The organism is Aporhodopirellula sallentina SM41 (assembly GCF_000346505.1).
In the GTDB taxonomy this organism is placed as follows: Bacteria; Planctomycetota; Planctomycetia; order Pirellulales; family Pirellulaceae; genus Rhodopirellula; species Rhodopirellula sallentina.
This window is the reverse complement of sequence record NZ_ANOH01000224.1, coordinates 25168-45551: the sequence shown is the minus strand read 5'-3', so window position 1 is coordinate 45551 and position 20384 is coordinate 25168. Positions and strand designations below refer to the sequence as shown.

Here is a 20384-nt window from a genome sequence, read left to right as displayed (position 1 = left end):
TTCAGCACACATGAACGCAGCCGCCATTTCAGCCCGCAATTCTCCTTCAGCGTAACTGCCGGTCCAATCGCACCGTTTTTCGCTCCAGTGACTCAGTTCATGAAGCAACGCCGCATAGAACTCCTTCTCGAACTCGAATCGATGTTTCTTCACCATCTGGATGTGGTCCGTTGAAGGCGAGTAAAAGCATCGGTCTCCACCGCACAGAATGGTTGCTCCAGTTGCCCGAATCGCTGCTTCAGCAGGAGCGAAGTCGATGAACTCGCTTTTCTTCGATTCAGGTTCAACATCAGCCAAGTGTTGCAAGTTATCGGGCAATTCAACTTGTTCAGCATTGAACACGCTGTACTGCTTCAGCATCGGGAAGTTCACTTCCACTTCCTCGCCGGTCCGAGGGTCTTCCTTTGTCCGTTTGATTGGGGCGTAGAAAATAATTCCCGCACCCCACTCACCCGGTGCTACGTCGTTCGGACGCCGCATTACGTTGGCACCAAGGTCCCGCCACTGGTTCCACGTTGCGTACCATTTGCTGTGATAGTCGTTCTCATGGCGATGCAGTTCTAAGAGCAGCGGATTGATCCCCCTGTAACGCTTGCCACTGACGAGATTGGTGGGTGCTCCGCAGTTCGGCGAAGTGCTCCACGGCTTACGCCAAGGAATCGTGCCTTGCTTGAGCGACTCGATGATCTTGTTGGTGATGTCTTCTTGAATTTGTTTTGCTGACTTAGCCATCGTTGTTCCCTTGAGGTGGAAGGTTGGGTTGACGATGGCGGTCTTTGGTCCAAGGCGGCGTTGGGTGAGTTGAGAATTCGCAGTTGGCGCACTCTTTCTAGGTTGAGTACCGAAGTGGGAAAGATACAGGCTTGGTCGATGAAAGTTCGCTTCGTTTCACGTTGCGTCCATTGCTGTTAGAATCTGCACGAAGTTGAATCGTTGTTGGGCAGCTGGACCGAGAGTGAAATGATGTGGGACAGAGTCAAGACAAATCCGACGCTTTACAAAACAGCGCTAACTGAAGACGAAGGGGATTCATTTCGTTGGCATACCCATGCAAACCAACCGCATTCATCTCAGGTTTTCTGCGTGTCACTTTTTGGCGCATTGCGAAACCTCTGCAAGCGTGATTCGATAGTTCAGCAGATTCTTGGCGCTGCGAAACTGACAAGCGAGGAGAGAGATTGGACCGCTTCGCTCGAATACGAAGATGAGTCGCTATTGTCGGAATTTGGAGGAAGTCAACCTACGAGTATCGACGCACTTTTGAAAAGCAAGAATTCGTTGTTCTGCATCGAGGCAAAGTTTCTGCGTGACGCAAAGGCAGGATTTGGAAAGTGCAGTCAGCCGAAATCGGTAAACGGCGTTTCAAAATGCGCAGGCTTTTTTGGTCCTGGTTCGGATATGGGGACGCAAACAAATGCCTGGTGCAGACTAGAAGCCTGGGACGGTAGGCGCTCTCCTCGCACATATTGGACGCTGGGTCGAGCGTACTTTCGTGATTCTGTTTATGCACGCCAGTCTGAAGGGGAAACATGTCCTTTCAACCGCCCGCACTTCCAGTTGATGAGGAACTTCCTCTTTTCAGCATCGCTGGCCCAAAGGGAGAAAAAGTCTCAATTTGGTGTCATCGTTGTTGCCCCAAGTAAGTTTGCTAACTCCCTTGAAAGTCAAATCACCGATTTTCGCAACAACGTTCTTCAACCGTCTTTTGGACAGCTCATTCAACTCGTGCAGTACGAGCAAATAGTTGAGATTCTAATGGGCGCCGACGCATCAGACTCAACTGAGCTGGGTGTGTTCCTGGCCGAGCGACTGAACTCGCTTATTCACTGAACGAGTTTCGAGAATTACCGGATGACGGATTTATCTTCCACTTTAGTCTATCTCGGCCCGGCTTTGGTAAACATCGATTTGAGTTGGGTGCAAACTGGTGCTAAAGCAATTGCGAGTTTTCTAGGATCACTCGGATCGCTTGGAGGATCAAATGTAATCGGGTTCAAGCCGAGTAGATCGCTGGGCAATTTGAGGTCAACGCCACGTGGGATTACCATTGCGGTTCGTTCACGCCCCAGTTGCCCAATGAACAAACCGAGTTCAAAAATGACGTTATCTCTCGGCGCCGCCTTTTGCTTTTTCCTTGCTCGAACCACATCCTCATTCATTAGAACTGCGATCCCAAAGTCCGCCGACTGAAGCTCTCGTTCCAGGTCTTCCATCGTTTGCTTCATCGGACCAAATACCTGGTCCGTCCAAACCGTCACTTCACTTGCGTGATGATCTAGCGTTAATTGAATCCCTTCCGCATAGGTCAGATTCTCGCTTGATGAGCAAATGAAAACATTGGGCACTTCGTTTGGACGACGAATGAATCGGTTGCGGTTACGGAGTCGGTCACACAATTCTATTGCGATCCGTCGCCACAGCTCTGGATTGCCATTGGCCACCTGACTGAAGTCCGGTTCGGAGACCATTGCAACAACGGTCTTCTCTGCTGCCAAAACGGTTGCTGATCGGACGGCTTGTCTGTCGATCAATGCCATCTCACCAACATGTGTTCCGGCACTTCGAGTGGCTACCGTTCTGCCGTTTGCCTGGATGGCTAAACTGCCCGTGATTACGAAGTACATGTCGGTGTCTTCACCACCTTGTGTGATAAGTATGTCACCTTTCTGTAATTCTCGAAGGTGCGACACATTTGCGAGCGCCCCTGCAAACGCTTCACAACCCAATACAACGGTCTGCTTCCGTAGTTCAGCAATCAAATGTCGCTTGCAGTCATCGCCTGAAAATCGCTCAATCATCGTTTCGCTTCCCCGCTTCTTGTATTGACTGTTCGTTTTGGTGTAAGTGACACTGTTTGTATTTCTTTCCGCTGCCACAGGGGCACGGCGAGTTTCTTCCGACGTTGCGCATCGCCTGGATCGCTTCCCTGATGCCTTGCTCACCATGAGAACGGTCTTCGCCAGGCCACTCTGCTATCACTCCAGTTTCTTTCGATGCAGCAAGGCGTCTCTGGTAGATTCGTTGCTTGATTAAGAAGGTGTGGACAACTGCGAACAAATCATTGAGCGATGTTGAATCGGCAAAAATGATTCCCGACTCACCAGGCACAAACAGACAGAATTTCCAGTCGCTCTCAATGTGACTATTGCCAGTGTTCTTCCATTTTCCTCGATGGCTTTCAAGAAAAACGCATGGCGGAACATTCCGGTGAGGAAACTTCGATGGGTACTCAATTCGCAAACCTATAGTTTCGTAAAGATGCCCATGCTGCGAATAGAGGTTGAACTTGCCCCGCATAAATGCCTTACCATTGCTATCGATTCCTGCTTGAAAATCATCGAGCAAACTGGCGCCAATAGCGATCTCATTTGACCATCGATCTGGGGAGACTTCGTGCCACATTGAATCACTCCGATCTCCACGGCTTACTGTCATGCCAAGGCAATGGAGATGGAGCCGTAGCATTTGTTGTCACATGTATGCGACCTTTGCTGACGCTGGCGCCGAGACGCCCTGATTCTGCGGCATCTTCCTCTTTCTTGTCGTCGAGTGCCGGGAATGTAAGATCGGTGGCCACGTAGGTGTTTCCACGCTTTCGAAACTCTTCTTTTACATCCTCGTCATCGAGTTCGTCGTAAATCTTGCTCGAAATGCGGATTTGCTTAGCGCTGGAACTCATCTGAAGTCGCTCTGCTTCCGATACCTCAGGACCAAAGCAGATGGTGATGCGTTCTCCATGTTTTCCAAGCCTAGATACCATGACCTTTCCTGCGTCGAGACCCACTGCGACATGGATATGCTTTCGGTCGGTAAGTTGTTCGTTGAGGACATGCTCCATCGACGACTGAAGGCCAATGGCAACGTCAACTGCATCTTGGCAACGGTTCTTGCGGTTGCCACTGCCACATGGCAGATGAACGATTCCCAAGATGCAGTCGCCCCGGTGCTGAATCGCCAACCCATCGAAGTCGGACTCAACGACGGCATGGAACTCAGCACGGATCATGTGAAACTGTCGAATCAGGCTAATCACCTTTTCGTCGGTCTCGGCTTCCTGAACGTAACGAGTAAAACCATCCAAGTCAGCATAGAACGTTACCGCTTCGGTGCGTTTGCAATTTCGCTCCGTTAGATCGGAGACATCGATCAGCTTGGTAGCGTCCGAAATTTCGATCTTATCTAGTGGGAGATCGTCACGACGTTTCTCAGTCTCTTTCCTCCACTTTCCCTCGTCCCAGTTCACGCCAAGTTCCTTGGCTAAATCTGTATTACGGCTCCACCGTAAACCAGTTGCTTGGTAGGGCTGGGGGTCAGACTCCGTGTCAAGTTTTACAAAGTGCCCCTTAAGGCATTCAGGCAGCACTTCGTACATCGACTCGGTAATCGTGATCGTGTCCCTGCGACCGATAATTTTTGCAGCGACGTTGGCGCAGGTTCCAAGGGAAATCAGCTCACGCTTGCCAGTCTTTCCAACATTGCAGATGTAGCTCGTGCCGCTTGCCAAGCCCACAGCACTACTGAAATCACGCACGTCTTCGAAGACATCATTGAAAACGTCAAGGACGTAGGTGTTTTGAGTAATGGCATGAATGACGGCCTGCTTAGCACGATCAGCATCTTTCGGCTCGTCCTTGCCGTTGTACGGTTTGTAGACAAGCCCGTGCGCTCGGACTGTTTGGCGTTGAATGTCGCCAACATCATCATTGCTCATCAAACTGCCCTGAATCCGACGCAGAACGCTGGCTGCTCGAACCAGCTTCCGTTGTTTTTGTTTGTCGTTTCCGGCATCCTCAACCGCTCTGTGGAAGTTCGGCACGTCCACATACAGGTGAACACCCTGCGCCCGGCGAACGTCTTTTTTTCCGAGTTTGTTGAAGTCCATCGACCGTGCAAGGTCTTTGACATTTACGTCGAGATCATCGAAATCGTTGTTCTCGACCCGTTCACGTGACTGTTTTTCATTCCAAGCCATCTCGATTTCTCCGTGGCATACCGAGGAAAGACTAGCGGCAAAGTCGCCGCAATCGCCAAGATCGCTACAGTCTATCTGTTCGCTATGCAAGAAGTCAAGCAGTCGCCGGAAGAGACAGTCTGCTTGAAGCGGACAGGCGGGAGCGGTAAGATGTCGTGGGAATTACGGTTTTGCATTTTCAGAAAAGGGTTGTGCCGCCATGACGACAGTCGGTGAACGCATCAAAGCCCGTCGAGATGAGCTTGATTGGACGCAAGATGACCTGGCCACCAAGGCCGGGATCAGCAAGAGCTTCCTCTCAGACCTCGAAAACGGAAAAAGAAACGTCGGAGCAGACAAGCTCCTCGATATCGCTCGTGCATTGAGTCTGTCGCTGGACTACTTGATGACAGGCAAAGACGCCAAGAAAACGACAACTAAAACGCCAGAGAAGGAGGTTCAGATACCTAAAGCGCTGGCGGAGTTCGCAGGCGATGAAGGAATAACGTTTCGACAGGCCATTGCTCTTCTGGAGATGCAAAACCAGATCATTGCCCATCGCAGTAGCACCAAAAAAAGTGATTTGGACAAAGTTGATTGGCAGAAGTTCTATGAGGCGGTAAAGGAGTTTCTATGAGCGCATTGGATCAGGAACAAGATGTTGTTGATCTTGCTGAATCACTGGGGCTTACCGGTTCTCCCGTCGCAGCAATCATCAATTTCTGTCAGAACCAGATAGACACTTGGGTCCATGAAGCAGGTGGCGTTTCGCGGTAGACGAACTGGAGGCCGTTGTTGCGGATCGTCTCAACCTTGCCTTTGAAGAAGTCAACGACGAGTCCGACTTTGCCCGGCTTAAGGCGAAGTACGTCCCGATGGGCGAACCCATCTTTGCCGCACTCCATCTTGATCTGACAGACGACACCTACGGTACGATGATCCGTTTGAGGGACGGCACCCACGTCGCTGTCATCGATTGCCGAGGGGACAAGGCCGCTCGCCGATTCTTCACCCGGTGGCATGAGATCGCCCACCTGCTGGTCGAAGAAGATGTAGACAAACAGGTTTTCAGATCCACTGACGAGCCGCTCGAACGCCTAATAGACCAAATCGCTGGTCACGTCGGCTTCTACGACTCAATCTTCTCGCCGCTGTTTAACACCCATGTTTCGCAGGGCGACCGATTGACGTTCGACATCGTCGAAGCCATCCGGAAGCAGTTTTGCCCATACGCCAGTTTCCAATCAACGCTGTATGCCTGCCACCGGCGACTTGCTACACCGCTGCTCTACATCGAAGCAAGCATGGAATACTCCGTCAGTGAGCGTCGGGGTTTGAACCAGATGCGCATGTTTGACGACGACAAACCGGAAAAGAAGCTACGCATCCAGCGTGCTGTTCCGAATGACGCCGCCAGCGAAATTAATTTAACAGTTAGATGGAACATGCGAGTGCCGGAATCATCGATCATTTACACGGCATTTCATGAAGAAATCACGGACGCAACAGGAGAAGAAAATCTGAATACATGGACCTTTTCCAAAGGTGGCTCCCTGATCGACTGCGATGTCGTCATTCAGACACGACGTGTCGATCAGTTGGTGATGGCAACGATCCAGCCGAGGGTTGGCCAGTGAACAGCGACTTTATCGAACAACTGCTTTACGAAGAAGAAGGGCCAACGCTGGACTTCAAGCGAGACCAGTACGCTTTCGCCAAGGCAACCGAGGAAGAAAAGTCTGAACTCTTGAAGGACATCATCGGATTCGTGAATTGTTGGCGTCGTGGTGAAGCCTTCATTCTGATCGGAGTGCAAGAGGTCCAAGGTGGAAAAAGTACCATCTATGGAATCTCCGACCATTTGGCGGATCATTCGTTGCAGCAATTCGTGAACAACTTGACAAATCGCCCAGTGCAGTTTGGCTACGAAGCGTGTGAATGTGACGGTAAACAGCTTGGCGTTATTCGCATTGAAATGCAGAAGCGGCCAGTCTTTTTGAAGCGTGACTACGGCAAGCTCAAGAAGGGCGAGGTCTATGTCCGCAGAGGGAGTTCGACAGATCTATCGAAACCAGCCGACCCTGATGAAATCGCATTGATGGGTAGCGGGCACTTAGCTGAACGGAAAGAAGCGTCAGTAAGCGTGGAGTTTGCTAACGCAGATGTAGAGCAAAGTTTGGGAATCCAGATGGAATGGACTGCTGAGTATTGTGAGATGCCAGAGTCGGATGAAATTCCGTTGTTGGACGACCGCCCCCCCGCCGTACAGCTTCCCGGTGGTCGGAGTTTTCAGATGCCGAGTGCTTCACCACTCGACCCAATGCACAGGCTGAACGAGACGTTTTATCACGATCTTGCATATTACGAGTTCATCCAACGACTCGTGAAAGAAGTCCGATTGGTTGTCACGAATACCGGCGACGTTCCAGCAAATGATGTTCGTCTGGAGATCGTTGCACCAGTTGGGCATGGATTCAACCTTGCTGACGCTTCGGAGATCCCTGACGAACCTGAACGTCGAAAATGTTTGCTGTCTTCCCCGGCAATGAAGAACCTTCATCTTCGCCCGGCGTTGCGCCACGCTGGCTATGTCAAGATAGACAAGAACGATCAGCACATGAAGGTCGAGGTTGACTGCGGCGACCTTCAGCCTGGACGCAAAGTCTGGACAGACACCTTCCATATCGGGATTGGCAATAGTGGTGAGATTGAACTGAAAGGCCGCATCTTTGCGGCCAATTTGGCCAAGCCCCAAGAGTTTTCGTTGAAGATCAATGCCGATATTCAACACACCTCGATGACGTTGGACGAGTTGTTCGCACTCGACGAGAACAACGAAGAAGAGTAACCGAGCTAGGTGGCTAGCCCAACAGAACTCAGATCGATGAAGGTGACGCAGCGCATTGGCTTCTTTAGATAACTGCCCGATACAATACCGGGTCAAGCTGACACAATTGGCTCAATGCACCGTGAAGAATGTACAGTCGTGGTGTTCTTCCAAAATCAAAGACCCGGAACAAGTTAAATTGTTCAGGGATATCCTCAGAACAACGAAGTTCGTTGGCAGTCACATAAAACGGGAAGAACTTGCCAAGACCTGTCGCTTTCACTTCCAACATTCGTTCTGAATCATCGGCATCGTCAAACGATAAAATGTCGAATCCCAATCCATCACCGATGTCTTTCGATGCCCAGACGACCTTTTGAGCCAAGTCATCACGACCAGCCAATTGAAGGCGGTAGCGTTCAAGGTCATAAACAAACTGTTCCGCCAAAGATCCCAATTGCCTGTTGCGTGCATCACGTTCAGCAAAATCAATTTTTCGTGCTCTTCGTGACAACCATGGTTTTTCTGATGACTTCGGTGGAACCATCTTCTCTGGTGGAGCGACAATGACCTTGTTGAAATCAGGCGTGATGATTTTCTTGGAATCAACTGGGTTGAGTAAAGGAGCGGAAGCGATCTTTTGAAGCAACCCCGGATGTTGATCAAGAAACAAATCAACTTCAGATGCCAGCAAGCTCTGGTAATTGCCACGAGGCTTGTAACCCTCGATGTAAGGCAAACCATGTTCAACCAAAACGGCACTTATATTCTGATGCTTGAATTCAACAGAACCTTCGGATCGACCTGCCAGTTGAGGAACCAGTGCCTTCCGGTGCTCTGACTTTTGGTATGACTTGTCGAGCAGTTCAGCCTCAAGCATGTCGAAGTAATCGGCAACAATCAGACTAACTTCATTTGCCGACCACTCTTTGCCGGTTTGTGGCTCCTCTTGTTCTTCACCTTTGCGAACCACGGTGAAGCCAAGTTTTCGCAAAACAAAATTGGCTTGTCCGGGAGCTTCGCCACCGCTGAATGCTTCCGGCTGGAGAATGCGACCAATTGAGAAGCGGCAAGCAAGTCCGATGACAGCCTTGGGGGCATATCGCTTGCCATCATGGTCAAGCTCGTAACCAGTTGCTATGCCAAAGGGATGATCGATCCCGGCGTCGAGATCAGCCAGTGTTTTGAGAATGTGTTCCTTCTGGAGTCCAGCGGGGATCGATTGTGGCACAGCAATCCCTTTCTTTACGCTGGCTTGGATTTTCTACGGCGTGGACGACCACCGATTTGCGACATCATCTTGTCGAGTGTTTTATCATCGCAATCCGCCAGTGCAGCAAACACTTCTGGCCGCTCAAACACTCGTTCCTTGATCTTTGACGGAACCTTCTTCGCCAAGATCAAAAGTTCGTCTTCGTCACATTCGAGCGCTGTTGCCAACTTGCAGATCAGTTCTTCACTCGGGAACTGGGCAAAGTCGAGTCGTTCGTTTTCGATCTTGCTCAAGTAGGTGAACCCGACGTTAACCTCTGGAGCAAGCTCCCTCAACGTCAAGCTCTTTGCCCTCCTGAGTTCCCGGATTCGTTTTCCAAAGGTTGTCATCGAATTCAACTAGCCTCAACTGCTTGTGAAGACTCTTGCCAAATTGTAGACTGACTTGCAGTTTTCAGGCAACATGCGGGCTCAGAATTTAGCCTGTATGCTCTTCGGCACAGGGCACGATGTAATGAATCCACACGATGCACGACGCAATGTTGTGTCAATGATAAAATCGACAATATCAGCCTATGGTCTTGAAGTAGCGGCCAGCGGCGGCAAGTTCGAAGATTTGAGGCAGAGTGTCGATCCCAGCACCGGCTACTGGTCTGACTCTTCCTACAATTCAAAGCCTTCTCGGCTTCTTGTTCACCTGCATCACGAGGACGACAAGATCGTAGCGAGTATTCCCGATGCGAATTCAGGTCGAACATTCTCATATGCGAACGCACAGGGCAACCGCTCAGTTGGTTGCATAGTTGTTCGTTTGATGGTCATACTTGCAGGTCCGAATGGAGACTTCAAGTTGATTGATGATTGGGAGTGGCTTCTTTGGTATTGCTTTCTTCCTGCCCTGCCCAGTGGAACAAGCGGAGAGGTATTCAACAATTTCTTTCCGAGCCGTGGAACATTCAACTACCAAGGACAGCCCTGCTCTTACATTTCAGCCGGGTTAGTTGGATTGTCGCCTTCCGAAGAGTTAAGAGAGTTTCCAAACGGCGAAAAGATCAGCTATGCGGTAGCAACCGAATCGCTATCGGAATTCATAAGAGTCAACGTCGAAGAATTCGACAATAGCGAATCTACAGGACAAGTCGATGAGTGAGCAGATACCCACATATAACGGTCTGAGCCCGACATCGCTCGATGCGATGCTGAAAACCATCCAAGCATCACTGGCAACCGCATCCGCATCGATACAGTCAGCCGAAGATGATGAGGGTCAAGGATCGGTTGCCTTGACGAACCATGTCAGCGATTTCGCTAACCTTCTTGGCGTTGACCCTGAAGTATATCGACAGATCAATTCGGCACTGGCATCTGGAAGCAGAAACCTCATGTTCTATGGCCCACCGGGAACTGGAAAGACAACAATTGCACAACAAGTTGCTGGGGCAATTTCAGACAACTATACAATGATTACGGGGTCTGCTGATTGGTCATCTCAAGAGATAATCGGAGGCTATCATCCGTTGTCGAGCGGTGAGATTACGTTCCTGCCCGGCGTTATGCTCAGGAACTTTGATAAACCGCTTATCTTCGATGAACTTAATCGGTGCGACATTGATAAGGTTATCGGGCCACTCTTTACAGTTCTCAGCGGTCAAGCTACCACCTTGCCGTATCTTACGGACGCCTCCGATCCAGAGTCTCCACGAATCGAAATCACACCCCATGGAGTTGCGGACCCTCCAAGAGTGTACGCACCATCTGCAGACTGGCGATTGATTGCAACAATCAACTCAATGGACAAGGCTTCTTTGTATCAAATGAGCTATGCGCTGACTCGAAGGTTTGCATGGATATTCGTTGACGTTCCCCGAAATTCACATGGATTTATCTGTGAATTTGTTCAGCGATATCCCTCATCTCCCCAGTCGCCCTTAGACGGCTTCAGTCCACTAGGGAAGATTTGGGAGTCTATTAACGAGGTCCGTCCCATAGGTGCTGCGCCAATAATCGACATCATCCGAACAGTCTTGACGGGTAATCCTGCTTTCAATTTATTTGTTAAACCATCTCCAGAAAACACCGTTGCAATCGACAGTTATCTTGATGGTTTTTTGTTTTTTTGCTCCCGATGCTCGATGGGATTTTGCGAGAAGCTGGCGAAAAGTTGGCGGCGGATGTTGTTTCTGCTTTGGGGCTAGAAGGGGTGTCGGCCGAGAAAGTCAAGCATCGCATTTTGGGCATGACTATCTGATGGCTTTCACAACAACGATTGAGAACGATATATCTCGCATCCTGATTCGCTACTTTCGAACGGGCGATGTTGTTGAAACATTGACTGGCGGTACATTCAATCTTGCCGATGATCTTGAGTTTCTGAGAATTCACTGGGCACTGTCCAGAGAAATCGAATCACTAGCAGAACACTTACTTGAAAGGCGACACGAGGCACAGGCAACACTGGAGGTAGTACGGAAGGATATTTCGGCCACGATAAAAGGCAGGCTGGATGTGGCACGCACGATAATGCGGAGACGCCTCACAGGCGACGTGTCACAAGTCTCATTCTACGAGCCTTGTCGCTCATTCCTCGACGGCCCGAATCATGTGCTGTCGTGGGTGCTTCGATACTGTGGCCACATACTCACGAGATACGTTACGAATCTAAATTCGGATGATGCGTATGGCATTCGATGCCGCAAGATTACTGGAGCACTCAATTCAATACAGCAAATAGCAGGAATCGGCGATGCGATAAGCAGAACCGGGTTAAGCCCACGCCCGTCAGTTAAATCGGTCATCCAAGCAGGCCAGTCACGTCGTTGGCTTTACAGAAAAGCGTTTGCTGCATATCAACGTCTACTAGCTGTTGAGCGGGGTGACTTGAGTAAAACGATGGAAATGCTCAACGGTTCGCTGATTGGCCCGATGGCAACTTGGCAAAAGTTTGAACTTTTACTTGGGCTTAGAATTGCAGAGAGCCTTTCCAAATCAACAAAAGTCGATCTCACGCTGTGCTCGATCAAGAGAGGAGGTGGATCGCCTTTAGCTGTAGTTGGTCCATACGAGATTTACTGGCAACAACGCACGCCATTGGCAAGGCCCCCTAACCTTGAACCCAGTGAAAAAACGACGAAAGTGATCCTCGAAAGCTACGGAGTTGGCATGGGAGGAGATCGGCCAGATATAGTCGTGTGCGATACAAGAACTAATACGATAGCTGCTATCGCCGAAGCAAAATATTCAGAGTCAACATCTGCTGCTTGGGAAGACTCATTTCGTGACGCAACAACACAACTGGTGCGGTACAGTCGTCTTTACTCACATCACACACCACAGGATCAACTACTTCGTCGCTCGGTGTTGGCTATCAGTTCGCTCCCTTCTGCCGTTCAGAATCGGACTGCTCATTCGATGTCTCCAATTGCCATTGGACTCAACGGGCTTGTTGAAGGGCGTCTTGATGAATGGGCTAATCGGCTTTCTTCGCATCCGTCGCTTTTGCCTTCTTAGAAGACTTCGATTTCATTGTTTTTGGGCGTTCCTTTCCACCATCTGCAGCAAGCGGATCTTCGGCAACGCCGTTCCAAAGGACAGCGGGGCTACTTACCGAATACGAAGGACGAGCCAATTTCGTAGATTCGCTTGAGTTGGTTGCGAACCGTCCTTTGGCACCAAGCAAGTAGTCCTCGACTAGCTCGCAACAAACCCAGCGTCTCTCAAGCCTCTCCGCCACCTCGCCCGTAATGCAACTCCCTGCAAAGGGATCGACAACCGTGTCACCGGGGTCTGTCAACATTCGTATAAAATATTCTGGAAGCTCAGCAGGGAACCGAGCGGGATGTTGAGGAAGATCGTGTTCCTTGCAGTAACGCAGGTAATAAGAGTTGCTGTCCGTATTCGGAAACGGGAGAAGATTTGGCGGTATGGATGCTCCATTGTTTCGAGAAAATTTCTCGCTGATGTCATGCCCACTTGGTCGCTTCTTTGCAATGTAGCCGTTCTTCAGCAAGTCTTTCATAGAGTCGCTGTACGGAGTCAGAACCCGTCGATTGCTCGCCTTTGGCCATGGAGTGGCAGATAGCCACCACACGCAGTTAACAGCATCTTTAACTCGAACTCGCCGAACCGTTACCCATTCGGCCGGTGTCGGGAGCTTTGCGGGATTCCACCAAAAAAAATCTTGTGCAAGATGAAAGCCAAACTCCTTGCAAAGCATGATCAACAATTCGTAGTGGTAGAGGCTGCGAGTCGGCTGCCCCGGAATCCACGCACCACCGATGTCGATAACGAGAGATCCAGAGTCCTTGAGAACTCGCCTAAAGAGTTCGCCAAAAGGCCGGAACCAGTCGAGATAATCGTCGGCGTCTACGTTGCCATACGCCTTCTTGCGGACTAGCCCGAATGGTGGACTGGTCATGATCAAATCCACGGATTTCTCTTCGATCTTTGACGAAAGCAAAATCTGTGAGTCGCCAAGGTAGGTCTCTCCAAACTTCGTTTTGTCGAAGCGTCTACAGGTCTTACTGTGTCCGGGTTCGTCCTTTGGTTTGGCATTTTTCTTCTTCGCCATCGTGGTTCTCCATTGGGGCCACTCTTGCCGTAAGTACTGCTGCTCGCACGAGATGAGCCGATCCTGTAAGCTGATTGAGCGAACCGAGTTACGGCACCGAGATTGTAGCGATTTTCGGTCCAATTACCAGCACGTCGGATGCGGGATAGATAATCTGGACCGGCTTCAATTCAGGAAAGTAGATCAAGCTTCGGATGAATCCTCTTCCCGCTGCCTGACGATTGGCAAAGCTCGACAAGCAGGTGCGGTGCGGAATGCCCCGTCAGTGAATCGAGTAACTGCTAAAAGCTGCAACTCTCGTTGCAACGCAAGTCGCTGTCACCAGACAAATCTGCAAGGAGAAACGACAAGTGCTCAAGTTGAGTATCACAAAAAGCAATCTTCGATTCGGCTATGTCATCTGGAAAACGAAGCAAGACGGTGCCGTCAAAAGGTTACTTGGCGATCAGGAGCAAATTCAGGTCATATTTGAAAACAGCGATCTCGGACTTAAACGCATTGACTGGAAATATCACAGAATTTCGCTTGGCCCGAGGAAAATGAGCAGTGTTCCAGAGGGTGCGGTGGAATTCACATTATCGCTAGATGATAAAAAGCGACTTTTGATTCGTTGCGAGTAATGGGAAGTTTCTTGGATCAGCTTGAGTCGCAAAAGAAGCCAACCTCGCTAATGCAACACAGTTTTCAAGTTCATTGGCTGACGAGGAAACTCAACCAAACTCATCACGAGCATCCATCAACGCAAACCCAAGCAAGTTCTGACCCTGCCAAGTTGCCGGGGTCTTTGATCGTTCATCGTCAGCCTTCAAAGCGGAGTGTTAAAATGACTCATAAAAGCCGGGCGGGTGCAACCCATTTGATTGATCTAAAACGGATAAGACAGTGACAACGAACACAGAAGAATTCGAAATCAAAGGTAAAGACGCCGAAGGAAAAGGAGTCTTCACCGACAACGGCTTTCTCGTGAAGGAAGGCTCGCTTGCACGACGAGAAATCGTTCCTTCTGCGCAGTCATGTTCGGAAACACGTTCTTGATAAAGGCGAAAGCGGATGGAGACGGGCAATCCAGCGATGTCGGACGCTCAGAAATTTCTTTCGTGGGTTAATCTTGCGATTTTGTTGGTGCTTTTGCCACTTGTTGCGACGAACTCTTGCTCGAAACCGGAGACCGTTGTAATTGGCGAAGCGGCCTCGTCCGCAGTTGTCGGGGACGATGTGGCGGATGCCCTTGCGAATGCAGAAGACCTGTTGGGGGCCGGTGATTTTGCGGGCTCGTTTGACATGCTCCTAGTGGCCTCAAGGCTCGCCCCTTCCGATCCCAAACTGTTTGACATGGTTGTCCGTTTTGTTGATCAGGCGTCTTCGTTCGAGTCCGAAGAGGCTCAAGCGTTGGCCGAAGACCTTCTTGGTCGTGGTGACTCCCTCGTCTACTTTCAGCGTCCCCAAAATGTAGCAGCCGCACGCAAACGCCTCACGGATCTTCAGCTGAAGTTCCTTGCGAGCGAATCGGAGTTCGAACCTCCCCAGCCGCTCGACTCGGTGTCGCAATTTGTGTCTGTCGCACAGAATGAAACGAATCCCACTTCCGTAAGAACAAGGGCGGCTGAGCAAGCCAGATCACTTCTGGATGATCTCCAGCTACAACTTGCCATGGGAGAACAATCCGAGACTGCGCAGTTGAACCAAGCGATCTTGATGGAAGTTTACGAGAAGATAGATGCAGTTGAACAACAATGTATCGAAAGCCTTTTCGCAGAAATAAAACCCAGAGTTAATGAATGGCAGACGAGCGCCGCACAACTGAACAGTAAAGCAGATTCGGCATCGAACGAAGAAGCTCCCGAGATTGGGCGGAAACTCGGGCGAATGGCTGATAAGGGTTACGATTTACTTCAAGAGTTAATGCCTTACTCAAAGTCGGGAATCGAAGCCGCAGTCGCAATGTCGGCGACTGTTGAGGATGCTGTGAAAGACTTACAGCGTCAGAAAACTTGGCTGTACAACAAGCAATCTTTGGCACGAGTTCGTGAAATTGAGTCCGCCGAAAAACCGACCCCGCAAGAGAAAATCGGATATCTGGCCGAGATTCACGAAGAACAACTATCGCCCTATGTACTTCGACGCCACAACGAAGTTTGGGAGAAGATATTTGAGGAACTTCCTGATGAAGATGAGAAAGTCAAGGCAGTTCGAATGCGAATTCTCAGAAGCAAGAATTAGGAAGCACACCATGCAAAAATCACCGATAATTTTGTTGGCCCTTGTCTTGCTGGGTTGCGGCCCCACAGGATTGCTTGCGCAAGGGACCATGTTGCAGTCAGGTCCGTTTGTTGACCATCCGGTCGCCCATCCTGCTACTTCACGATCTGCCGGAAATTGGCGGACTAGCGTGGGGGCTTGGGGAGAGAACTTCGCTGACCAGTCATTGAGACTGCGTGGATTCAACGAAATTCACGAGATCAAACATGGGGCGAATAATGGCATCGACCGGGTCGCTGTTAAACGAGGACTCTCTGGAAGAATCAAAGATGTGCGGTTTGTCGAAGTAAAGACCACTCGATCATCAAAGCCTAAACTGGGGCAGACTCGGTACGGCGGAAAGCAGATGTCTCGGCGGTGGTTAGCGGCAAACCTTCGGATTATGCGCAATTCTGGTGATCCATCACAAAAGAAACTAGCGCTGGACATCAGCCGATTTCGTAAAGCTGTCGGTGTTCCAATTGAGTCCATGGGCGAAGTGATGCACGTCAACACGAAAACGGGCAAATTGACTGGGTATGCCGCTGATGGACGAGCGATGCGGTATGGTCAATCAATTGAACGCTTGCTGAAAGATATTCAGGCACGAGCGAGTTCAACGACAGCACGAAATTGGGCTGCGAGAGCACTAGCTGGGTTAGATCAGATCAACGCATCGAGCATGTCTGACTATCTCGGCAAGACGGCAGCGCAACAGAGCAAACGCTCACTCGTGTCTGCTTCAAGTCAAAATGCACAGTCAACCAAGGCGGCACGGACCGCAGTTCTCCGACAATCGAAGAATGAGTTGGCTCCGACAATCATCAAGCGGTCAGCGGGCAGAATCGCAATATTCGTCGCCGTAGCTGTGGATGCCAAAGAGATCTTCGATGTTGAGTATGCCTATCGGAGTGGAGCGATTTCTCTTCGGCAAAGAAATATTCAATTGGCAACGTCGGCTGGGGGAATGACTGGAGCATTTGCAGGCGGGGCAACCGGTGCTGCTATTGGTGCTGTAATTGGAGTTGAGTTCTTTGGCGTTGGTGCATTACCGGGATCGATAATCGGTGGGATCATAGGGGGCGTCGGCGGCTATTTTGGCGGATCAAAAGTTGGGGCTTATGGGGCGACAGCTTGGTATGAATCTATTGACGAAACAGTTCGGGACAAATTTGAACTCAGTTGGCTCAACGGCAACGGAATTGGCAAATGACAAAATCGACAATAAGGAATCTCGCCCTTGTTTTCTGCTTACTTTCATTCTTGGGATGCGGTAATTCAGGCGGGGAATCTCCACAGGACGAAGCAAACGCTGGTGAAACGGAACAGTCGTCGAGCCAAGACGAAGGTTGGATCCCAAAAACAACACTTCCAGATCCAGACTAAAACACAAACATATGCAGCTTCCAAAATTTTTATCTGGACAGTAACACATTGCGGTGGTTGGGATGTAACCGTCCAACGACAAAATGATTGTTCATAAAGATCGTCTTTAGCGTTGACTGAAACGGGGATGAAAGAGATCGTCATTCTTTGCTCTCGTGACTCGATCTGGTTTGTAGTGTGATCATTCGTGACAGTGATTGTACAGATGACAAAACATCAAGTGATCATCGACCGATTGAATTGAGGCTGACGCTCTCCAATGGCAATTGATTTTACAAAGTTGATCGACCGGACGCCGTTCCTGTTTCACCTTACATATCTGCCGTCTCTGGAACGAATCCGACGTACCATGACGCTTGAGTCCGCTGCAAGGCTGCTCGATCTTGGCAACAAGCAAGAGTGGCTTAGGAAGCGACGAGAAGACATGCTTAGGTTCAACATCGGAAATGATAAAATTGTTCTGACAGATCAGCGTCCTCTGACCGCTGGTAATGTCGATTTCCGAGATGGATGGGAAGTTGGTGATCTTGTCGAATTCGTTAACCGTCGAGTCTTCTTTTGGCGTGGCGATCATACTGGCTTGCTATGCAAAGACCGTGGCCACTTTGGCACTTACAATGAAAGAGGCAAACAACTTGTAGGCCATTTCGTCGTCGGCATCGAACAGCAGATCGGAAACCGCATCCGCAGCGATGCGGATAACGTCCTCTGTCATATGGTGACTGATCCGAGCAAGCACTCGCTTTCTAATGGCTATCTCGTGATCTATCCCGTGTTCATTCATCGCTCTTTTCCTTGGAACTTTTAAGCAGTGAGATTAAAAGTTGCACCAAACCGACTCAACCATTACCCGTTTTTGTTGCGCCCCGGAAACCTTATTGTCGATTTCAAAGTCGTGTCGGTTCCAACCGTCCAGCATTTCGTTGTAAAGGTCGTTCGGATAACCCGAAAGCATCACGTTGCCTTTACAGGCACGGATTGTTTCGAGTAGCAAGACATGCTGATCGTTGGTCATCTCGTGTTCGTAGTTGCCACTGCTTGCTCTAGTCGAAGGCAAGTACGGAGGATCAAGGTAGAACAACGTCCTTTCACCATCCTGTTGGCAAATGACATCCAGGGCATTTCGACACAAGATAACGACCCGTTTCAGCCGGTCATGAACCGTTTCAAGTCCATCAATGGCGCCCAGCCATGCCGAAGCCTGCTCGTTCATTCGACTTCGTGTTCGGTTACGACTTAATGTGGCAAAACTTCTGAAGGAACCTGCACGACTCTGGCGACAGCGCACAAAGAATGCCACTGCCGCTTCCACGTCGAGTTCGTGCGCTGGAAACAATCGCTCAGCCGAAGCATCAAACTCAACTTCCGAAAACGTCGTAGCGCTAACGACACGCTGGAAATCCGAAAACGTATTCGAGTCTTTTAAGACGTTCCAGAAATTCTGAAGTGGGCCATAGACATCATTCACAACCTCGGAGACGCCTTGTTCATACGACGCCTTGCCCCACTGGTGTCGTGGGTCGAACGGGTCTTTATTGAGTAAGACCGCCAACCCGCCGCCAAATGGCTCGACGTAGTGCAAGTGCCGAGGCATCAGATCGATGATCTTCGGCGCCAAATAATGCTTGCCGCCATGCCACTTCAGCGGCAGCGTTAATCGAGTTGCAGCACCCAAGTCGTGAGTCAGCATCAGAATCCCTCCTTTCGCCAATTGACACCATCAACCTTATCCGCCTTGAGTTGCAGCCGTCTCTTGGCTTGAGAACGATCTGCCTCTTCTTGCATATATCGAATAAAACTTTCTTCATCAAGAAACTCATGAGGGGCGTCATTCAACAATTCTTGAACGTCGTTTACGCCGTCCTGGCTTGATTCACCATCGGCTTCCATTTCCTGAATATGGCGAAGGAAATCTTCCCGTTCACCTATCGCATCGCCTTCAGATACCGCTGGATACCATTCCACATCAGACTCTTGATACATCGCAGCAAAGTCAAGACAGGAAGTATCCCAATCTCCAGCCAATGCTTTACCAATCTCAACTCCTGTGAGGGATTCCAACGACTCGATGCTATCGTCAGCATCTTCGCATTCTTGATGAATAAACTCGTCGCACAGCCCGTCTGCATTGCTTGCGTCATAGTCGGTGGCCGAACATCTAGAACTAAGCCATTCGCTGAGTGGTTTCATCCCATCCGCACCACAACTCTTGACATAAGCAGTCATTACAAAAGTTGCAAACTTTTCTTGGAGTGGAGTATCAATTTTTTCATTCTTTGTCATTTCAGTAGTCCTTGGGTTTTAAAAAGGTAGGTCTCGCTTGAAATCAGCGAGGTTTGGGGAGTATCACAAAGTCGACGGAAGCCATGCGGCACGTCTACGGAAAAGTTTCGGAATCAACTCGACCGAAGGATCGAAGTTGCGGGCCGTACTGATCGATGCGCTGGAGGAGTCCGAGACATGCGGAAGATCAGCAGAAGCGAACAGAAAAGGTCTTGTAAGGTTTATGGGGTTGATGTGGGCGAGTCAGACGCAACGTCAACTACCTTCCGTACGAACGACAGCAGCCAAGGAACTCCATGCTCGTAAATCGCTTCTGTAATCACGTCGTCTGGCTCGACCCAATCGACTGCGGCGAGCTTGGCGGAATACTCGTGCAGAGCCGAATCATTTGCGCCGAGTCGTGCGATTACTTGATCCATGATGTTGTGATACCACTTCAGGTTCTCGCAGATTTCATTTGGGCTCATGGAGTCATCGTCAATCCAGTAACGGGCTGTGATCGCTCTCTTGCCCCACTCTCGCACATCATCATCAGAAAGCTGACTCAGATCGGGAGGCACCGGCATCCCTGCCGTGGACATTAAGCGTGTCCAGCCGGGGTAATCTGATAGTGTGAAGATTGCGTAGTGAGACGAGATCGTCTTCTCCAGACGCTTAGCGAATGGCATGACACTTTCTTCCGACTCGTCGAATCTGTCAGGCGTGACTTCGTACTCTCGATCCCCGTGTCCAAAGTCGGTATAAAGTAGATCGTCGTTCATTTTTTTATCCTTGTTTCGCATTCAGAAAATTCAGTCGCCAAACATCAGCGACGTACATGCAGCTTCTCAGGTTGCTCGGAAGTTCCGGGGAACGACTGCGGAAATCTGGCGGAAGGTGTCCAATGCTATGGGTTCAAATGAAAAGAGCCGAGGACTTTC

The 20384-nt window shown here is 50.0% G+C and carries 22 protein-coding genes; 12 read left to right on the top strand and 10 right to left on the bottom strand.

Going from position 1 to position 20384, the window contains the following annotated elements:
- Nucleotides 1–732 (bottom strand): ArdC family protein (locus RSSM_RS15345; RefSeq protein WP_008680427.1); only part of this gene is annotated, 732 nt, incomplete at its 3' end.
- A gap of 228 nt (nt 733–960) precedes the next feature.
- On the opposite strand from RSSM_RS15345, the gene RSSM_RS15340 reads away from it, so the two are divergent.
- A complete protein-coding gene (locus RSSM_RS15340) occupies nt 961–1830 on the top strand; it encodes a PGN_0703 family putative restriction endonuclease (RefSeq protein ID WP_008680424.1) in 870 nt (289 codons plus the stop codon).
- Between the two features lie 47 nt (nt 1831–1877).
- Here the strand turns inward: RSSM_RS15340 and RSSM_RS15335 are convergent, their stop codons facing one another.
- The 3 genes from RSSM_RS15335 to RSSM_RS15325 are packed head-to-tail and all read right to left on the bottom strand — an operon-like array spanning nt 1878 to nt 4972.
- Nucleotides 1878–2798 (bottom strand): TIR domain-containing protein, encoded by a 921-nt coding sequence (locus tag RSSM_RS15335; RefSeq protein ID WP_044302653.1) that lies wholly within the window; start codon nt 2796–2798, stop codon nt 1878–1880.
- Nucleotides 2791–3402: an SEC-C metal-binding domain-containing protein gene (locus RSSM_RS34275; RefSeq protein WP_044302652.1), complete on the bottom strand. Its 612-nt coding sequence runs from the start codon at nt 3400–3402 to the stop codon at nt 2791–2793. The genes RSSM_RS15335 and RSSM_RS34275 overlap by 8 nt, the downstream gene beginning before the upstream one ends.
- A 4-nt stretch (nt 3403–3406) precedes the next feature.
- Nucleotides 3407–4972 (bottom strand): adenylate/guanylate cyclase domain-containing protein, encoded by a 1566-nt coding sequence (locus RSSM_RS15325; protein WP_008680421.1) that lies wholly within the window; start codon nt 4970–4972, stop codon nt 3407–3409.
- 199 nt (nt 4973–5171) lie between these two features.
- On the opposite strand from RSSM_RS15325, the gene RSSM_RS31725 reads away from it, so the two are divergent.
- From RSSM_RS31725 to RSSM_RS15300, 3 genes are all read left to right on the top strand, one after another.
- On the top strand, nt 5172–5588 hold the full coding sequence (locus tag RSSM_RS31725; protein ID WP_008680419.1) for a helix-turn-helix domain-containing protein: 417 nt from the start codon (nt 5172–5174) through the stop codon (nt 5586–5588).
- Between the two features lie 238 nt (nt 5589–5826).
- Nucleotides 5827–6588, top strand: coding sequence for a hypothetical protein (locus RSSM_RS15305; RefSeq protein ID WP_008680418.1), 762 nt, complete (start codon nt 5827–5829; stop codon nt 6586–6588).
- Nucleotides 6480–7799, top strand: a complete 1320-nt coding sequence (locus RSSM_RS15300) for an AlbA family DNA-binding domain-containing protein (protein ID WP_081613798.1) — start codon at nt 6480–6482, stop codon at nt 7797–7799. Before RSSM_RS15305 ends, RSSM_RS15300 begins: the two co-directional genes overlap by 109 nt.
- A gap of 64 nt (nt 7800–7863) precedes the next feature.
- Here the strand turns inward: RSSM_RS15300 and RSSM_RS15295 are convergent, their stop codons facing one another.
- Nucleotides 7864–9009 carry a DUF3883 domain-containing protein gene (locus tag RSSM_RS15295; protein ID WP_008680412.1) on the bottom strand — a complete coding sequence of 382 codons (1146 nt, stop codon included), beginning with the start codon at nt 9007–9009 and terminating at the stop codon, nt 7864–7866.
- Between the two features lie 14 nt (nt 9010–9023).
- Nucleotides 9024–9380 (bottom strand): helix-turn-helix domain-containing protein, encoded by a 357-nt coding sequence (locus RSSM_RS15290; protein ID WP_044302659.1) that lies wholly within the window; start codon nt 9378–9380, stop codon nt 9024–9026.
- A 124-nt stretch (nt 9381–9504) separates the two neighbouring features.
- On the opposite strand from RSSM_RS15290, the gene RSSM_RS15285 reads away from it, so the two are divergent.
- From RSSM_RS15285 to RSSM_RS33220, 3 genes are read left to right on the top strand one after another with little or no spacing between them, the layout of a single operon-like run.
- On the top strand, nt 9505–10140 hold the full coding sequence (locus tag RSSM_RS15285; protein ID WP_144059843.1) for a hypothetical protein: 636 nt from the start codon (nt 9505–9507) through the stop codon (nt 10138–10140).
- Nucleotides 10133–11185, top strand: a complete 1053-nt coding sequence (locus RSSM_RS32500; RefSeq protein ID WP_008680407.1) for an AAA family ATPase — start codon at nt 10133–10135, stop codon at nt 11183–11185. Before RSSM_RS15285 ends, RSSM_RS32500 begins: the two co-directional genes overlap by 8 nt.
- A gap of 52 nt (nt 11186–11237) precedes the next feature.
- On the top strand, nt 11238–12497 hold the full coding sequence (locus RSSM_RS33220; protein ID WP_144059842.1) for a hypothetical protein: 1260 nt from the start codon (nt 11238–11240) through the stop codon (nt 12495–12497).
- On the opposite strand, the gene RSSM_RS15275 is transcribed toward RSSM_RS33220, so the two are convergent.
- Nucleotides 12457–13557 carry a DNA-methyltransferase gene (locus RSSM_RS15275; protein ID WP_144059841.1) on the bottom strand — a complete coding sequence of 367 codons (1101 nt, stop codon included), beginning with the start codon at nt 13555–13557 and terminating at the stop codon, nt 12457–12459. The two genes, RSSM_RS33220 and RSSM_RS15275, sit on opposite strands and share 41 nt — an antisense overlap.
- A 350-nt stretch (nt 13558–13907) precedes the next feature.
- Here RSSM_RS15275 and RSSM_RS15270 point away from each other — a divergent pair, with 350 nt between their 5' ends.
- From RSSM_RS15270 to RSSM_RS33205, 5 genes are all read left to right on the top strand, one after another.
- Nucleotides 13908–14177: a hypothetical protein gene (locus RSSM_RS15270; RefSeq protein ID WP_044302648.1), complete on the top strand. Its 270-nt coding sequence runs from the start codon at nt 13908–13910 to the stop codon at nt 14175–14177.
- Between the two features lie 262 nt (nt 14178–14439).
- Nucleotides 14440–14592, top strand: coding sequence for a hypothetical protein (locus RSSM_RS33760; protein ID WP_008680404.1), 153 nt, complete (start codon nt 14440–14442; stop codon nt 14590–14592).
- 15 nt (nt 14593–14607) lie between these two features.
- The gene (locus RSSM_RS15265; protein ID WP_008680402.1) at nt 14608–15777 is read left to right on the top strand and encodes a hypothetical protein; all 1170 of its coding nucleotides are present in this window, start codon (nt 14608–14610) and stop codon (nt 15775–15777) included.
- Entirely contained in the window at nt 15722–17008 is a 1287-nt protein-coding gene (locus tag RSSM_RS33210) for a hypothetical protein (RefSeq protein ID WP_160168136.1), read from the top strand. Before RSSM_RS15265 ends, RSSM_RS33210 begins: the two co-directional genes overlap by 56 nt.
- Before the next feature lie 432 nt (nt 17009–17440).
- Nucleotides 17441–17989: a DUF7002 family protein gene (locus tag RSSM_RS33205; protein WP_144059840.1), complete on the top strand. Its 549-nt coding sequence runs from the start codon at nt 17441–17443 to the stop codon at nt 17987–17989.
- 9 nt (nt 17990–17998) lie between these two features.
- Here the strand turns inward: RSSM_RS33205 and RSSM_RS15245 are convergent, their stop codons facing one another.
- The 3 genes from RSSM_RS15245 to RSSM_RS15235 form a co-directional block, all read right to left on the bottom strand.
- Nucleotides 17999–18871, bottom strand: a complete 873-nt coding sequence (locus RSSM_RS15245; RefSeq protein WP_008680392.1) for a DNA adenine methylase — start codon at nt 18869–18871, stop codon at nt 17999–18001.
- Complete coding sequence (locus RSSM_RS15240) at nt 18871–19464, bottom strand: hypothetical protein (RefSeq protein ID WP_044302644.1); 594 nt, start codon at nt 19462–19464, stop codon at nt 18871–18873. Before RSSM_RS15240 ends, RSSM_RS15245 begins: the two co-directional genes overlap by 1 nt.
- Nucleotides 19465–19685: 221 nt before the next feature.
- On the bottom strand, nt 19686–20225 hold the full coding sequence (locus RSSM_RS15235) for a hypothetical protein (protein WP_144059839.1): 540 nt from the start codon (nt 20223–20225) through the stop codon (nt 19686–19688).
- Nucleotides 20226–20384: the final 159 nt, after the last annotated feature.

Coding starts and splice junctions, on each gene's coding strand:
- RSSM_RS15290 (WP_044302659.1), bottom strand. CDS start 9,380: ATGACAACCTTTGGAAAACGAATCCGGGAACTCAGGAGGGCAAAGAGC.
- RSSM_RS15285 (WP_144059843.1), top strand. CDS start 9,505: ATGAATCCACACGATGCACGACGCAATGTTGTGTCAATGATAAAATCG.
- RSSM_RS15335 (WP_044302653.1), bottom strand. CDS start 2,798: ATGATTGAGCGATTTTCAGGCGATGACTGCAAGCGACATTTGATTGCT.
- RSSM_RS33210 (WP_160168136.1), top strand. CDS start 15,722: ATGAAGATGAGAAAGTCAAGGCAGTTCGAATGCGAATTCTCAGAAGCA.
- RSSM_RS15240 (WP_044302644.1), bottom strand. CDS start 19,464: ATGACAAAGAATGAAAAAATTGATACTCCACTCCAAGAAAAGTTTGCA.
- RSSM_RS15265 (WP_008680402.1), top strand. CDS start 14,608: ATGGAGACGGGCAATCCAGCGATGTCGGACGCTCAGAAATTTCTTTCG.
- RSSM_RS33220 (WP_144059842.1), top strand. CDS start 11,238: ATGGCTTTCACAACAACGATTGAGAACGATATATCTCGCATCCTGATT.
- RSSM_RS32500 (WP_008680407.1), top strand. CDS start 10,133: ATGAGTGAGCAGATACCCACATATAACGGTCTGAGCCCGACATCGCTC.
- RSSM_RS34275 (WP_044302652.1), bottom strand. CDS start 3,402: ATGTGGCACGAAGTCTCCCCAGATCGATGGTCAAATGAGATCGCTATT.
- RSSM_RS15300 (WP_081613798.1), top strand. CDS start 6,480: ATGGACCTTTTCCAAAGGTGGCTCCCTGATCGACTGCGATGTCGTCAT.
- RSSM_RS15275 (WP_144059841.1), bottom strand. CDS start 13,557: ATGGCGAAGAAGAAAAATGCCAAACCAAAGGACGAACCCGGACACAGT.
- RSSM_RS15340 (WP_008680424.1), top strand. CDS start 961: ATGATGTGGGACAGAGTCAAGACAAATCCGACGCTTTACAAAACAGCG.
- RSSM_RS31725 (WP_008680419.1), top strand. CDS start 5,172: ATGACGACAGTCGGTGAACGCATCAAAGCCCGTCGAGATGAGCTTGAT.
- RSSM_RS15235 (WP_144059839.1), bottom strand. CDS start 20,225: ATGAACGACGATCTACTTTATACCGACTTTGGACACGGGGATCGAGAG.
- RSSM_RS15245 (WP_008680392.1), bottom strand. CDS start 18,871: ATGCTGACTCACGACTTGGGTGCTGCAACTCGATTAACGCTGCCGCTG.
- RSSM_RS15325 (WP_008680421.1), bottom strand. CDS start 4,972: ATGGCTTGGAATGAAAAACAGTCACGTGAACGGGTCGAGAACAACGAT.
- RSSM_RS15305 (WP_008680418.1), top strand. CDS start 5,827: ATGGGCGAACCCATCTTTGCCGCACTCCATCTTGATCTGACAGACGAC.
- RSSM_RS33205 (WP_144059840.1), top strand. CDS start 17,441: ATGGCAATTGATTTTACAAAGTTGATCGACCGGACGCCGTTCCTGTTT.